This window comes from Pseudoroseicyclus sp. H15 (assembly GCF_054353345.1).
In genome coordinates this window covers 497767-512267 of record NZ_JBTHJE010000001.1, presented here as the reverse complement: position 1 = coordinate 512267, position 14501 = coordinate 497767, and the positions used below count along the sequence as shown (strand labels likewise).

Genomic DNA, 14501 nt, shown 5'->3' with positions numbered 1-14501 from the left:
GTGACGTTGGCGCAGAGCTCGCCGCGGGGAGGGGCCTGGCAGGCATAAAGCACCCTCGCGGGGCCGGAGGAGCGCCACCCCACGTGCCAGCGCTCGCCCTGCGCCTGCATCCGTGGTGTGAGTGGTGGGGGTCGGCTTGGTGGGTTGAAAACCCACCCTACAAGGGCTCTACGCCCCCTACTCCGCCGCTTCTGCCGCCCCGTCGGTGCCGATGAAACCGCCGGACTGACGCTTCCAGTAGCGGGCGTAGAGGCCGTCAATCTCCAGCAAGTCGTGGTGCGTGCCCTCTTCGACGATCCGGCCCTCGTGCATCACCACGATCCGGTCCATCGAGGAGAGCGTCGACAGCCGGTGCGCGATGGCCAGCACCGTCTTGCCGCGCATCGCATCCTCCAGCGCTTCGAGGATCTGCGCCTCGACCTCGCTGTCGAGTGCCGAGGTCGCCTCGTCGAGCACCAGGATCGGCGCGTCCTTCAGCAGCGCCCGGGCCAGCGAAATCCGCTGCCGCTGCCCGCCAGAGAGCTTCACGCCGCGCTCGCCGAGGAAGGCGTCATAGCCCGCCCTGCCGCGAAAATCGCGGAGCTCGCCGATGAAATCATGCGCCTCGGCCCGGGCGGCGGCATCCTCGACCTCGGCCTGGCTGGCATCGGGCTTGCCGTAGCGGATGTTGTCGCGGGCCGTGCGGTTGAACATGGCCGTCTCCTGCGTGACCATGCCGATCTGCCGGCGCAGGCTTTCCTGAGTGACCTGGCTCACATCCTGCCCGCCCACGCGGATCGCCCCCTCCTCGGCATCGTAAAGCCGCAGGAGCAGTGCCACGAGGGTCGACTTGCCGGCGCCGGAGGCACCCACAACGCCCACCTTCTCGCCCGGCGCGATGCGCAGGGTAAGGTCGCGGATACCGCCGTTGCCGCCGCCATAGGTGTAGGTGACGTTGTCGAAGAAGATGTCGCGCGCCGGCTGCAGCACCTCGGCATCGGGCGCGTCCTGCAGGCGCCATTCGGGCGTGAGGGTGTCGATGGCATCCTCGACCTCGCCGAGGTTGGAATACATCTGCATCAGCGTGAAGCTCACCCAGCCGGTCATCTGCGCCAGCCGCAGGGCGATGGCACCGGCGGCAACGATCTGCCCGGTGCTCGCCTGGCCCTGGCTCCACAGATAGAGCGGGATGCCCACCAGCAGCACGGGCAGCGTGCCCGCCAGCGTCATCAGCCAGAAGCGGAACGCGGTAGAGACGCGGCCGAAGCTGAGCTGATCCATCCGGAAGCGGCGCAGGGCGCCGAGCGCGGCGCGATCCTCGAAATCGCTATGGGCGAAAAGCTTGACCGTCTTGATGTTGGTGATCGTGTCCACCACCTGGCCCGTCACCCGGGCGCGGCTTTCGGCGCGGGCCTTCGCGGTGCTTCGGATGCGGGGGATGTAGTAGACGAGCAGGCCGAGATAGCCGGCGAGCCAGACCAGAAGCGCCAGCACCGTCCAGCCGTCGATCAACCCCAGCATCGCCAGAGCACCGATGAAAGACGACAGCGCGAAGATCACCGTGTTGACGAAGTCGTTGGCGAGGTCGGAGACAGCCCGCGCGGCCTGCATCTCCTTCTGGGCGATGCGGCCGGCGAAGTCATTGTCGAAGAAGTTCACAGCGTGGCCGAGCGTGTAGCGAAACAGCCGGCTGAGCACGAGGTTGAAGATGTTCGGCGCCATCATCACCGTCTGACTGAGGGAGTTGATCCCCAAGGCGATTGGCCGCGCGATGATGAAGAAGACGGCGACGCCCAGCAGCATCCAGCCGTTGTCGGCAAAGAACTCCGCCGGGCCGGCATTGTCTGTCGAATCGATGATCGAACCCAGCAGGTAGGCGGCCAGCACCTCTGTTGTGCCGGCGATGAACGACAGGATCGAGGCGAACCAGAGCACCCCGCCTGAGCCCTTCAGGGCCCAGCGCATGAAGGGCATGGTGGTGCGGGGCGGGGGCGAGCCGGCGTCGGCCTCGAAGTCGAACGGGTGCTCTATCTTTGCTTTCAGGGCAGCGAAATCAACCCGCCGCCCCAGCTCCCGCCCGCTCGCCTCGCTCATCCTGCCGTCCTTCTCACTCCGCCGCGGCGACCTCTTCGTCTTCGCCGAGGAACCCGCCCGATTGCCGCGACCAGAGGCTGGCATAGACACCGCCCAGCTCCAGCAGCTCGGCATGGCTGCCATCTTCGATGACCCGCCCGTGATCCATCACGACGATCCGGTCCATCTGCGCGATGGTGGAAAGCCGGTGCGCGATGGCGATCACGGTCTTGCCTTCCATCATCCCGTAGAGCGTGTCCTGAATGGCGGCTTCCACCTCGGAATCGAGGGCAGATGTCGCCTCGTCGAGGATCAGGATAGGCGCGTCTTTCAGCATAACGCGGGCAAGGGTGATCCGTTGCCTTTGACCGCCCGACAATTTGACGCCCCGCTCGCCGACGAGCGCATCGTAGCCGTGATGGCCCTTGTTGTCCTCAAGCCCCACGATGAAATCATGCGCCTCGGCGCGGCGGGCAGCCTGTAGCATCTGCTCTTCGCTGGCGTCGGGGTTGCCATAGAGGATGTTGTCGCGCACCGAACGATGCAGCAGCGAGCTTTCCTGCTGCACCACGCCGATAGCGCGGCGCAGGCTGTCCTGCGTCAGATGGGCGATGTCCTGCCCGTCGATCAGGATGCGCCCGCCCTCGGCATCGTAGAAGCGCAGCAGCAGTTTCACGAGCGTCGACTTGCCGGCGCCCGAGCGGCCGACCAGGCCGACCTTCTCGCCGGGATTGATCGACAGGCTGACCTTGTCGAGCCCGCCGGCCTGGCGGCCGTAGTGATGCGTCAGCCCCTCGATCTCGATCCGCCCCTCGCCGAGCTGAAGATCGCCCGCCTTCGGCTTGTCGATCAGCGTCACCGGCTGGGCGATGGTCTCCATCCCCTCCGAGACGATGCCGAGGTTCTGGAAGAAGTTCGACACGGCCCACATGATCCAGCCCGACATGGCGTTGAGCCGCAGCACCAGCGCCACGGCGGCCGCCACAACACCGGGCGAGGCCGCGCCCTGCAGCCACAGCGCGATGGCCCAGCCGGCAACGCCGACGATCAGGTAGCCGTTCAGCACCACGAGGCCGAGTTCCATCAGCGTGTAGAGCCGCATCTCCTTGCGGACGGTCTCGCGCGTGTCTTCGATGGCCTCGCGGGCATAGTCGATCTCGCGGGCATTATGCGCGAACATCTTCACCGAATGGATGTTGGTGTAGCTGTCCACCACACGGCCCGTCAGGGCCGAGCGCGCATCCGAAGAGGCCTTCGAGGCCGGCTCGATCCTCTTGATCACCCAGCGCATCAGCGCGCCATAGAGCACGACCCAGACGAGCAGCGGCAGGATCAGCCGCGGGTCGGCATCGCCGAGCAGCACGGCAGAGCCGATGAGATAGGCAATGGCATAGGCGATGGCGTCGAACAGCTGGAAGACCACCTCGTTCGCGGCCGGCGGCGTTTGCATGATGCGCCCGGCGATGCGGCCGGCGAAATCATTCTCGAACCAGCCAACCGACTGGCGCAGCACATGCCGGTGGCTCCGCCAGCGGATCAGCGTGCCGAAGTTCACCATGATCGTGTTGTGCAGCAGCGCCATGCCGACGATCTGCACGGCGGGCCGGATCGTCAGCAGGAAGATGGCGACGAAGATCAGCTCCCACCCATAGGCCTGCCAGAAGCCTGAGACGCCGGCATCGAGGAAGTTCACCAGCCGGCCCATGTAGCCGATCAGCCAAAGCTCGATGATGGCCGCGGTAACCGAAAAGACCACCGTGGCCGCGAAGACCTTGCGGAACGGCCGGGCGTACTGGTTCAGGAACGGCCACAGTTTTTTGGGCGGGTGGTCGGTTTCCTCGTAGGGCGTGTAGGGGTCTACGAGGTTTTCGAAAAAGCGGAAAAAGCGCGAGTACATAGCGGAGGGCCTGAAGCAAAAGCAGCGATGAGACGAAGAGGAGCGGCGGGAAAACCGGGCCGCCCAAACGGGATCGGACCGGTTAAACCTGGTCTGCGAAAATCCCGTTTCTCATCGTACCCTCCTGGCTAGGTGGCATTCCTGTACCCCACGAAAAAGGGATTGTCACCCCTCCAAATCCAGCAGCTCCTCGCGGGTGAGGGTGAAGCCCGAGCCGACCCAGCGTTTCTCCAGCTCCCGGAGCCGTGCGCCCAGCTCGGCGCCCTCGTACTTCGGCCGCAAATCGCTGGCGGAGATGGGGAAGCGCGCTTCAGCCCCGCGCTGCAGCTCTGGCAGCGACTGCGGCGATGCGCCGCGCAGGGCCAGCACGCTGGCCCCCTCCTCCGCGCCCATCCGGTAGCCCAGCTCGGCGGGCGGCATTGGCGAGGCGGCGGCCTCCGCCAGCCGGGCCGTCTGGCCGGCCAGCGCCTTGGAGAGTCGCAGCCGCTCGAAGGCCCCCTCGCCCCCCAGCGCCGCCAGCCGGCGCGGGGCATCGGACGCCAGGCCCAGCTCGGCCTCGGCATGCACCACCGGCGCGATGCCCTGGGCGCTGGCGCCCGGCAGCACACGGGCGAGCAGGCCGGCCATCTCCATCGACGCCAGCGCCGGGGCCGGGTCTGGCGCCGCCAGCAGGCGCATCATCTCGTGGCCGATGCGTTCGCGCGACAGATGCTTCAGCGCCTCGCCCGCTTCGGCGCAGGCGGCGAGGCCCTCGGCGTCGACCCCCTCCTCCGGCGCGCCATACCAGGCGGTGAAGCGGAAGAAGCGCAAGATGCGCAGGCCGTCTTCTTCGATCCGCCGGGCAGGATCGCCGATGAAGCGCACGCGCCGGGCGCGCAGGTCGGGCAGGCCGCCCAGCGGGTCGAGCAATGTGCCGTCGGCGCGCGCATAGAGCGCGTTCATGGTGAAGTCGCGCCGCGCGGCATCCTCGGCGATATCGGTGGAGAAGCGCACGACGGCATGGCGCCCGTCGGTTTCGACATCGGCGCGGAAGGTGGTGACCTCCAGTGCCTCACCCTCCGCCACCAGCGTCACGGTGCCATGCGAGATGCCTGTGGGCACCGCCTTCACGCCGGCGGCCTTGGCCAGCTCGATCACGCGGGTGGGGGTCGCATCCGTCGCCAGGTCCAGATCGCCGGGCGCCAGACCCATCAGCGCGTTGCGCACGCAGCCGCCCACGAACAGCGCCTGGTGCCCGCCCGCTGCAAGCAGGCCGGTGACAGCGCGGGCGGCCGGGCTCTCCAACCAGTCCGCATGCAGCGTCACGCCATCCATTCCGCCAGCCCCCGCAGCATCCGCGCCGTGGCGCCCCAGATGTAATAGGGGCCCCAGGGCACGGTATAATAGCGCCGCCGCACGCCCTGCCAGCGCCGGCCCTCGATGCGGTAATTGCCGATGTCGAGCACATGGGCGAGCGGCACGCGGAAGATCTCCTCCACCTCGCCCGCCTCGGGCCGCTCGGCAAAGCCGGGGCGGATCAGCGCGAGGACAGGCGTCACGGCGAAGGCAGTAACCGTCTCATGCGCCGGGAAGGGGCCGAGCACGTCGACATGGTCGCTCGGCAGGCCGATCTCCTCCCCCGCCTCTCGCAAGGCGGCATCGACGGGGCCGGCATCCACCGGTTCGAGCTTGCCGCCGGGAAAGGCGATCTGCCCCGGGTGGTGGCGCAGATGAGAAGCCCGCTTGGTGAGGATGACCTGCGGCACCTCCCCCGCTTCGATGCCGATCAGCACGCCGGCGGGGCGGAGCTTGCGCTCGCCCGCCGGCCGCACCTGCGGATTGAGATCGAAATCGGAGGAGCCGCCCCCGGCGCGCTCCAGCGCGGTCTTGAGCCTGTCGCGCAGCTCAGCCGTCATCGCCGGGCGGATCTGTCGCCTCGAAGCCCAGCGTTTCGGGCGCGAATTCGTAATGCGCTCCGCAGAACTGGCAATCGGCGGTGACGATGCCCTCGTCGGTCGTCATGTGGCCGATGTCTTTCGCCGAATAGATCGACAGCGACTGGCGCACCTTGTCAGCCGAGCAGGAGCAGCCAAAGCGCACCGGCTGCGGATCGAAGACTCGTGGGTCCTCTTCATGAAAGAGCCGCACCAGCAGGTCCGGCGGCGCCACCTCGGGCCCGATCAGCTCGGGCACCTCGACCGAATCGAGCAGGATGTTCACGCGCCGCCAATCCTCCGCCGCCTTCTCGGACGGAGCGAGCAGATCGTCGGCCGAGAGCAGGCCATCCTTGCTGGTGGCGTCGCCCTTGGCGAAGGGAGAGGCCTCGGGCATGTGCTGCAGCATCACGCCGCCGGCGCGCCAGTCGTCCTCGGCCTCCTCGCGGCCCCAGGCCAGCGAAAAGCGGGTCGGCAATTGCTCCGACTGGGCGAAATAGGTGCTGGCGCAGGCGGCGAGCGATCCGCCCGCAAGCGGTGTGATGCCCTGATAGGGCGTCGTGCCCTCGCCCTGGTCGATCAGCACGGCGAAATAGCCCTTGCCGATCTGCCCGAAGGCGTCTGCCACGGTGTTCAGCCGCTCGGTATCGTAGCTGGCCCAGGCGCGGATGCGGGCCTGGCCGCCCTCTTCCTCGGGACCGTAGTAATCGGCGGCGATGATGCGTACCGGGCCGTCGCCCCGGACCTGGACAGAGAGCTTCCAGCGCAGCTTGATGCTCTGCCCGATCAGCGCAGTGATCAGGGCGACCTCGGCCACGAGGCTTTCCACCAGCGGCGGGTAATCGTGCTGCGACAGCAGCTCGTCGAGCACGCCATCGAGCCGCGCAACGCGGCCGCGGATGTCGGAAATGTCGAGCTGGAACGGCAGGATCGAGTCGTCCCAGGCGATACGGGCGCCGAGAGTCATGGGGTTTCCTTGGCCTTTAGGGTGGGCATGTTCGGCCCCATATAGGCATCCCCCGGTGAATACCAACCGTCTGTGAGCCCTGCATGGCCGCCCTGCGTGCCGGGCCGGGCGAGTTTGGCGGCGCTTTGCTTTGCCGGGATCGGCGGTCATACCCGCCTGGCGATGACCCGAGGAGTGACGATATGATCCGACGCTGCGGCGAGCCTGTCAAACCCGGCGTGCGCTACCGCGCCCGCCCCGGCGCCTATGCCGTGCTGCCGCGGGGCAATTCGCTGCTGCTCACCTGGCAGGGCGGCAGCGAGAACGCCTTCCTGCTGCCGGGCGGCGGCATCGACCCCGGGGAATCGCCGCTGCAGGCCCTGCACCGCGAGGTGCGAGAGGAGACGGGCTGGCGCATCGCGGCCCCGAAGAAGGTCGGCGCCTTCCGCCGCTTCGTCTTCATGCCTGATTACGGCTGGTGGGCCGAGAAGATCTGCCACATCTACCTCGCCCGCCCCGTCCTGCCGCTCGGCCCGCCGACAGAGCCGCAGCACGAGGCGGTTTGGATGGAGACCGAGCTCGCAGCCGAGATGCTGGGCTCGCCGGTGGACAGGCTGGCCGTGGCGCAGCTGCTGGGGTGAGGGCGCCCGGCGCCTGCGGCTTGATTCCGGGCGGGAGGCGCCACTGAGCCGGCTACATCCCCGCCCACGCTTGCCCAAACCCCCAAAACCCCTTACGCCGCTGCCGGAACGCGATCCAGGAGGCTTCATGTCCGCGCCCAAGAAAGTGGTGCTCGCCTATTCCGGCGGGCTCGACACCTCGATCATCCTCAAATGGCTGCAAACCGAGTACGGCTGCGAGGTCGTCACCTTCACCGCCGATCTCGGCCAGGGCGAGGAACTCGAGCCGGCGCGACAAAAGGCCGAGCTGCTCGGCATCAAGCCCGAGAACATCTATATCGAGGACGTGCGCGAGGAATTCGTGCGCGACTTCGTCTTCCCGATGTTCCGGGCCAACGCGCTCTACGAGGGGCTCTACCTGCTCGGCACCTCCATCGCGCGGCCGCTGATCTCGAAGCGGCTGGTGGAGATCGCCGCCGAAACCGGCGCTGACGCCGTGGCCCATGGCGCCACCGGCAAGGGCAACGATCAGGTGCGCTTCGAGCTGTCGGCCTATGCGCTGAACCCCGACATCCGGGTGATCGCGCCCTGGCGCGAATGGGACCTGCAGAGCCGCACCAAGCTGATCGAGTTTGCCGAGGCGCACCAGATTCCCATCGCGAAGAACAAGCGCGGCGAGGCGCCCTTTTCCGTCGATGCGAACCTCCTGCACACCTCCTCGGAGGGCCGCGTGCTGGAGGACCCGGCGGAGGAAGCGCCCGATTACGTGCTGCAGCGCATCACCCGGCCCGAAGACGCGCCGAACGAGCCCGAGATGGTGGAGATCACCTTCGAGAAGGGCGACGCCGTGGCGATCAACGGCGAGGCGATGAGCCCCGCGACGATCCTGACCAAACTCAACGAGCTGGGCGGCAAGCATGGCGTGGGCATTCTCGACCTCGTCGAGAACCGCTTCGTCGGCATGAAGAGCCGCGGCATCTACGAGACGCCCGGCGGCACGATCCTGCTGGAGGCGCATCGCGGGATCGAGCAGATCACGCTCGACAGCGGCTCGGGGCACCTGAAAGACAGCCTGATGCCCCGCTATGCCGAGCTGATCTACAATGGCTTCTGGTTCAGCCCCGAGCGCGAGATGCTGCAGGCGGCGATCGACAAGAGCCAGGAGTTCGTCTTGGGCACCGTGCGGCTGAAGCTCTACAAGGGCTCGGCGCGTACCGTGGCGCGCTGGTCGGACAACTCGCTCTATTCCGAGGCCCATGTGACGTTCGAGGACGATGCCGGCGCCTATGACCAGAAGGACGCCGAAGGCTTCATCCGCCTGAACGCCCTGCGCCTGAAATTGCTCGCCAAGCGCAACCAGCGCGGCTGAGCCTTTCCCGCCCCCCGCCCCCTGCGCTACGCCGGGGGCGGAGGAGCATATGGCCGACCTATCCGAATTCGTCACCGCGCAAGACAAGGTCTGGCCGGCCGTACAGGCCGAGCTGGCTGCCGGGCGCAAGCAGAGCCACTGGATGTGGTTCGTTTTCCCGCAACTCGCTCGGCTGGGCCGCTCGCCGATGGCGCAGCATTTCGGCCTGTCGGGTCTGGACGAGGCCGAGGCCTATCTCGGCCACCCGGTGCTTGGCCCAAGGCTGCGGGAGGCGGCGGAGCTGGCCCTCGGCTCCGGCGAGACGAATCCCGAGCGGCTGATGGGGCCAGTGGATGCGCTGAAGCTGCGCTCATCCATGACACTCTTCTCAGAGGTGCCGGGCGCCCCGCCGGTCTTCGCCCGGGTGCTGGACGAGCTGTATGCCGGGGAGCGTGACGCGAAGACGCTGGGCGCGCTCTAAGCGGGCCAGACGAAAAGGGCGGCGCCATCTCTGGCGCCGCCCTTCCTTCCTTCAACCGCTCGCTTACTGCGCCGTGATGATCGTCATCACCAGGTCGCCGTCGACGCGGATGGGGCCATCTTCCTCCGCGCCGAGCGTGTATTCGAAGATGCCCGTCTCCATGCCGCCGGCCTCGCTGTGGACCATAAGCATCAACATGTCACCCGGGGCGACCTCTTCGGTGAGGATCGCGGCGACGTCGCTCGTCTCGCCGGCGCGGATGGGGGCGTGGCCGACGACCGGGCCGGGCGCCATTTCGGCATCGGTGCGGTGCACGACCAGCCAGCCGTTCTCATTGGCGGTGATCATCTCGGCGCTGACGACGCCGTTGGAGACATCCTGGTCCATCGCCTCGACCGAGGGGGTCATGTCCTGGGCCGCGACGGAGGTGCCGAGTAGGGCGGCTGCGGCGATGGCGGGAGCGAAAATGCGAATGGTCATGGGTTACCTCGTAACTTGTTACAGGGCGCCGCCCTCATGGCCGCGCCTTCAGAGAGGATAACCCGGCGGCCCCCGGAAAGATCACCGCGCGGCGATAACGCGCTCTGACATTCCCATCAGGCGCAAACGAAAACGGGCGCCCGAAGGCGCCCGCTCATCCATCCTGACGGATGGCCTCGTTTCAGTCGTCCTTGCGGCCGTGGTGCTTATGGGGCGCCCAGAGCCGCTTGTTGGTCAGGTAGAGCAGCACGGCCAGAAGGGTGAGGCCGATGACGCCGGCGAGGCCGGCCTGCTTGCGCGCCGCCATGTGCGGCTCGGCGGCCCACATCAGGAAGGCGGCGACATCCTGCGCCTCGTGGTGCAGCTCGTTGGAATGGCCGTCGTTGAACTCGATATCCTCCCCGTAGAGCGGCTGCGGCATGGCGATCCACGAGCCGGGCACCATGTGCTCGCCGTGTTCGTCCTTGCAGCTTTCGGGGAAGCCGCCGTTGGCGAAGGCGACGTTGTAGTAGCCTTCGAAATCCTCGGGGGCGCATTCCGGCGCCTCTTCATAGCCGGCCATCAGCGAGGCGATGTATTCGCCGCCGCCCATGCCGTTGAAGAGCTGGCTGAGACCCGTGCCATAGGGGCCGTGGAAGCCGGCGCGGGCCTTGGCCATCAGGCTGAGGTCGGGCGCGTTGCTGAGCGAGGAGCCGGGGAAGTGATCGGCCGGGTTGGCGACGCGGTAGTCGCCCTGACCATCGGCGAGGGATTCGTCGAACACCTCGAACTGCTCGGCATAGGCCCGCATCTGCTCTTCAGGCAGGCCGGGGCCGCCCTCTTCCTCAAGGTTGCGGTAGGTGACGTATTCCAGCCCGTGACAGGCGGCGCAGATCTCGGTGTAGATCTGCAGGCCGCGCTGCAGCTGGTTCTGGTCGAAGGTGCCGAAGGGCCCCTCGTAGGAGAACGAGAAGTTCTCCACATGGGCTTCCGCCTCGGCGAAGGCCGCGACCGGCGCGATGGCGGCACCAAGGGCGAGCCCGGCTGTGAGAGCGAGATTCTTGAGCATGGAAATGTCCTTTCTCACTCTGCCGGTTTCGGCGCCACGTGGGGCGGCGGTGTTTCGGCATCGCCGTAATGCTCGCGGTAATCGTCTTCGATGGTCGCGGGCGGGGTCGTCGGTTTTTCGAACACGCCGAGCAGCGGGAGGATCACCAGGAAGTAGGCGAACCAGTAGGTCGCGCCGATCAGCGAGATCGTCGAATAGGGCGGCTCGGCAGCCTGGGAGCCGACCCACATCAGCACGATGAAGTCGACGACGAGCAGGCGGAACCACCATTTGAACATCGGCCGGTAGCGGCCCGAGCGCACGTTCGACGTATCCAGCCAGGGCACCAGGGCCATGACGAGGATGGCGCCGAACATCGCCAGCACACCGAAGAACTTCGCATCGATGATGCCGAAGGAGATCCAGTTGGCGAACATCACCACCCAGACATCCGCGGTGAAGGCCCGCAGGATGGCGTAGAAGGGCAGGAAGTACCATTCGGGCACGATGTGGCTCGGCGTCGCGAGCGGGTTGGCCGGGATGTAGTTGTCGGGGTGGCCGAGGTAGTTCGGCATGAAGCCGACAACCGCCATGAACACCACGAGGATCACCGCGAGAGCGAAGAGATCCTTCATCACGAAATAGGGCCAGAAGGGCAGCGTATCCTTGGCGGCCTCTTCCTTGCTGGTGCGGCGCACTTCAACACCCGTGGGGTTGTTGTTGCCGGTGGAGTGGAAGGCCCAGACATGCACGATCACGAGGCCGGCAATGATGAACGGCAGCAGATAGTGGAGCGAGAAGAAGCGGTTGAGCGCGGGCTGGCCCACGGCCGAGGCGCCGAGCAGCCAGGTTTGCAGGCTCTCGCCGATGAAGGGGATCGCGCCGAACAGGCCGGTGATCACCGCCGTGCCGTGGAAGGACATCTGCCCCCAGGGCAGCACGTAGCCCATGAAGCCGGTCGCCATCATCAGCAGGTAGATCAGCATGCCGATGATCCAAGTCACTTCGCGGGGCGCCTTGTAGGAGCCGTAGAACAGGCCGCGGAAGATGTGGACATAGACAGCGAGGAAGAACAGCGAGGCGCCGTTCGAGTGGAAGTAGCGGATCATGTAGCCGCCGTTCACGTCGCGCATGATGTGCTCGACCGAGGCGAAGGCCATATCGACCTGCGGGGTGTAGTGCATCACCAGCACCACGCCCGTGGCGATCTGCAGGACGAGGGCGAACATCAGCACGATGCCCCAGATCCACCACCAGTTCAGGTTCTTGGGGGTGGGGAGCATGAGCGTGTCGTACAGCAGGCTGACGACAGGCAGGCGGCCGTGAAGCCATTTCTCGAAGCCGGTCTTCGGCTCGTAGTGGTCGTGGGGAATACCAGCCATCGAGGGAACTCCTTAACCGAGCTGCAGCGTGGACTCGTCGACGAACGACGCGAGCGGCACGGGCAGGTTGCGCGGGGCGGGGCCTTTGCGGATGCGGCCGGCCGTATCGTAATGCGAGCCGTGGCAAGGGCAGAACCACCCACCGAAATCGCCCTGCTCACCGAGCGGCACACAGCCGAGGTGCGTGCACACGCCCATCTGCACCAGCCAGATCCCGTCTTCGCTGAGCGCGCGGTTCTCGTCGGTGGCGGGGGCGCCGTCGGGCAGGTTGGCGTTCTCGGCGTTGGGATCGACCAGCTCAGACATCTCAACGGCGCGGGCGGCCTCGATCTCATCCTCGCGGCGGGCGCGGATGAAAACCGGCTTGCCCTGCCAAAGAACGGTCAGCTGCGTGCCGATCTGAACACCCGAGATATCGACACGGATCGAAGACAGGGCCTGAACGTCGGCCGAAGGGTTCATCTGGTTGACCAGCGGCCAGACCGCCGCACCTGTCATCACCGTCGCCATACCGGCGGTCGCGTAATAGATGAAATCGCGGCGCGTCCCCTCTGGGGCCGTCTCTGCATGTGACACGAGGTTTTTCTCCTTGAGTCGGGGCCCCATCGGCCCGGCGCACTTGTCCCGCGGCGGATTTCCGCCCGATTTTGGGGGGCTTCTTAGCCCTGATGGCATGGGGCGTCCAGCGGACAATGGCCACCCCGGCCCCGGGCCTTTGTCGCACCCCCGCCCTGCCCCGGCCCAGAGGCGATTTCAGCAGGCCGGAAAAGGGCTTCGCCCCGGGCCGGACAAGGCCGCTGATGCAGGGCTACAACCGGCGCACTAACATTTAGGAAAGTCGGTATCGTTACCTTGTGCGCCACGCACCGGGCTTCTAGAACCGCGAGCGGGGGAATGAGGAAGCGAATGCACGTCTGCCGATCCATCATGCTTGGCGCATTGCTCGCCGCACCGCACGCCGCCTGGGCCGAACTTCAGTTCAGCGCCTATGGGGGCATGCAGGAGGCGTCGCCCTCCGATGTCGTCGTCAGCGACGATTCGGTCGTGGCCGATACCGCCTTCACCGCAACGTGGGAGGGCCGCTCGTTCGAGGCGCCCTTCTACTGGGGCGCCCGCGCCACCTGGTGGGGCCAGCGCGGTCTGGGCTTCGGGCTCGATGTGAACCACGCCAAGGTCTATGCAGACGATGCCACGCTGGCGGCCACGGGCTATGACCGGCTCGAATTCTCCGACGGGCTCAACATCGTCACCCTCAACGCCTATTACCGCTGGGATGGCGCGCTCGGCCCGCTCACGCCTTACGTCGGCGGCGGCGTCGGCCTGGCGTTTCCGCATGTCGAGCTGACCGATGGCGCCAGCGAAACCTTCGAATACCAGGTGACCGGCCCCGCCGCGACTTGGATCGCCGGCGCCAGCTATCCCCTGACCTCGCGCATCGATCTCTTCGGCGAGTACAAGGGCACCTGGTCGCAGAACGAGGCCGAGCTGCAGACCGGCGGCACGCTGGAAGCGGATGTGACCACCAGCGCCGTCAACTTCGGCGTCAGCTTCAACTTCTGAATTCCGCCCAGGTCGGGGCACCCGCGAGTCGGCCCGGGTCAAGGACGCCGCAGGCGCCGCCAAAGGCGGGCGAAGCTCCTTGACGCGGGGCGACTCGCAGACACCATCGACATGGCCTGTTTGCGGGCAGACCTGCCAGCAAACGGCCTCTCAGCAGAGCCCCAAACTTCTCAGCCAGTCCGGCGCGCCGGTCAGCCCGGCGGCAGCGTCGCCTTCATCGCCTCCCGCTCGCCGAACCGCGCCGCCCAGGCGGCCAGCTCGGGCCGGCCATCGCGCCAGCCGCGCGCATCGTGGCGGAAGTCGAGATAGCCCAGCGCCGCCGCTGTGGCGATCTGCCCCATCTGCAGCGGCCCGGCGAGATGACTCATCCAGAAGCTCTCCAGCGCATCGAGCGCGCGGGCGATCTTCTCCCACTGCGCATCCATCCACTTGTCCGAGGGCTGCTCCTTCAGGCGCTTCTCGTAGGCCATGGTCACGGCGCTATCCATGATGCCCTCCGCCGTCGCCTCCAGCGTCAGCACCTCCCAAAGGCGCGGCGCGGGGTAGTAGCCAAGGCTCCACGTCGTATCAAGATAGCGGGTAATCACCCGGCTGTCGTAGAGCGCCGGCCCCTCGGGGCGCAGCAACGCCGGGATGCGGCCAAGCGGGTTGGCGGCGGCGACGGTGGGATGGGTGTCATAGGCAGTGGTGGCGACCTCGATCTCCTCCACCTCAGCCTCGCGGCCCGCCTCGCGGATCATCAGCCGCACCTTGCGGACATAAGGCGAATTGGGGCTCATCACGAGTTGCAGCATG

14 protein-coding genes are annotated in these 14501 nt (G+C 67.0%); 4 read left to right on the top strand and 10 right to left on the bottom strand.

The features are described 5' to 3' along the window. Positions 1-177: 177 nt before the first annotated feature. The 5 genes from ACXN5S_RS02350 to hslO all read right to left on the bottom strand — a co-directional run bounded on the left by ACXN5S_RS02350 (position 178) and on the right by hslO (position 6829). On the bottom strand, positions 178-2073 hold the full coding sequence (locus ACXN5S_RS02350; RefSeq protein ID WP_458603774.1) for an ABC transporter ATP-binding protein: 1896 nt from the start codon (positions 2071-2073) through the stop codon (positions 178-180). A gap of 13 nt (positions 2074-2086) precedes the next feature. Then, on the bottom strand, positions 2087-3949 hold the full coding sequence (locus ACXN5S_RS02345; protein WP_458603773.1) for an ABC transporter ATP-binding protein: 1863 nt from the start codon (positions 3947-3949) through the stop codon (positions 2087-2089). 165 nt (positions 3950-4114) lie between these two features. Beyond that, a complete protein-coding gene (locus ACXN5S_RS02340; RefSeq protein ID WP_458603772.1) occupies positions 4115-5254 on the bottom strand; it encodes a CCA tRNA nucleotidyltransferase in 1140 nt (379 codons plus the stop codon). Then, positions 5251-5844: a CoA pyrophosphatase gene (locus ACXN5S_RS02335; protein ID WP_458603771.1), complete on the bottom strand. Its 594-nt coding sequence runs from the start codon at positions 5842-5844 to the stop codon at positions 5251-5253. Before ACXN5S_RS02335 ends, ACXN5S_RS02340 begins: the two co-directional genes overlap by 4 nt. Then, the gene (gene hslO, locus ACXN5S_RS02330) at positions 5834-6829 is read right to left on the bottom strand and encodes an Hsp33 family molecular chaperone HslO (protein WP_458603770.1); all 996 of its coding nucleotides are present in this window, start codon (positions 6827-6829) and stop codon (positions 5834-5836) included. The genes ACXN5S_RS02335 and hslO overlap by 11 nt, the downstream gene beginning before the upstream one ends. A 182-nt stretch (positions 6830-7011) precedes the next feature. Between hslO and ACXN5S_RS02325 the strand changes: the two genes are divergently transcribed. From ACXN5S_RS02325 to ACXN5S_RS02315, 3 genes are all read left to right on the top strand, one after another. Next, the gene (locus tag ACXN5S_RS02325; protein WP_458603769.1) at positions 7012-7449 is read left to right on the top strand and encodes an NUDIX hydrolase; all 438 of its coding nucleotides are present in this window, start codon (positions 7012-7014) and stop codon (positions 7447-7449) included. A 127-nt stretch (positions 7450-7576) separates the two neighbouring features. Then, entirely contained in the window at positions 7577-8797 is a 1221-nt protein-coding gene (locus ACXN5S_RS02320; protein ID WP_458603768.1) for an argininosuccinate synthase, read from the top strand. Between the two features lie 49 nt (positions 8798-8846). Further along, positions 8847-9257: a DUF1810 domain-containing protein gene (locus ACXN5S_RS02315; protein WP_458603767.1), complete on the top strand. Its 411-nt coding sequence runs from the start codon at positions 8847-8849 to the stop codon at positions 9255-9257. Positions 9258-9320: 63 nt separating this feature from the next. Here the strand turns inward: ACXN5S_RS02315 and ACXN5S_RS02310 are convergent, their stop codons facing one another. The 4 genes from ACXN5S_RS02310 to petA all read right to left on the bottom strand — a co-directional run bounded on the left by ACXN5S_RS02310 (position 9321) and on the right by petA (position 12722). Further along, entirely contained in the window at positions 9321-9737 is a 417-nt protein-coding gene (locus tag ACXN5S_RS02310; protein WP_458603766.1) for a DUF7282 domain-containing protein, read from the bottom strand. Between the two features lie 181 nt (positions 9738-9918). Further along, the gene (locus tag ACXN5S_RS02305) at positions 9919-10785 is read right to left on the bottom strand and encodes a cytochrome c1 (RefSeq protein ID WP_458603765.1); all 867 of its coding nucleotides are present in this window, start codon (positions 10783-10785) and stop codon (positions 9919-9921) included. Between the two features lie 14 nt (positions 10786-10799). After that, positions 10800-12146 carry a cytochrome b gene (locus tag ACXN5S_RS02300; RefSeq protein ID WP_458603764.1) on the bottom strand — a complete coding sequence of 449 codons (1347 nt, stop codon included), beginning with the start codon at positions 12144-12146 and terminating at the stop codon, positions 10800-10802. A 12-nt stretch (positions 12147-12158) separates the two neighbouring features. Beyond that, positions 12159-12722 carry a ubiquinol-cytochrome c reductase iron-sulfur subunit gene (gene petA, locus ACXN5S_RS02295; protein WP_458603763.1) on the bottom strand — a complete coding sequence of 188 codons (564 nt, stop codon included), beginning with the start codon at positions 12720-12722 and terminating at the stop codon, positions 12159-12161. Between the two features lie 351 nt (positions 12723-13073). Between petA and ACXN5S_RS02290 the strand changes: the two genes are divergently transcribed. Then, a complete protein-coding gene (locus tag ACXN5S_RS02290; RefSeq protein WP_458603762.1) occupies positions 13074-13706 on the top strand; it encodes an outer membrane protein in 633 nt (210 codons plus the stop codon). A 191-nt stretch (positions 13707-13897) separates the two neighbouring features. Here the strand turns inward: ACXN5S_RS02290 and ACXN5S_RS02285 are convergent, their stop codons facing one another. Next, positions 13898-14497, bottom strand: a complete 600-nt coding sequence (locus ACXN5S_RS02285; RefSeq protein WP_458604072.1) for a glutathione S-transferase family protein — start codon at positions 14495-14497, stop codon at positions 13898-13900. Between the last annotated feature and the right edge of the window lie 4 nt (positions 14498-14501).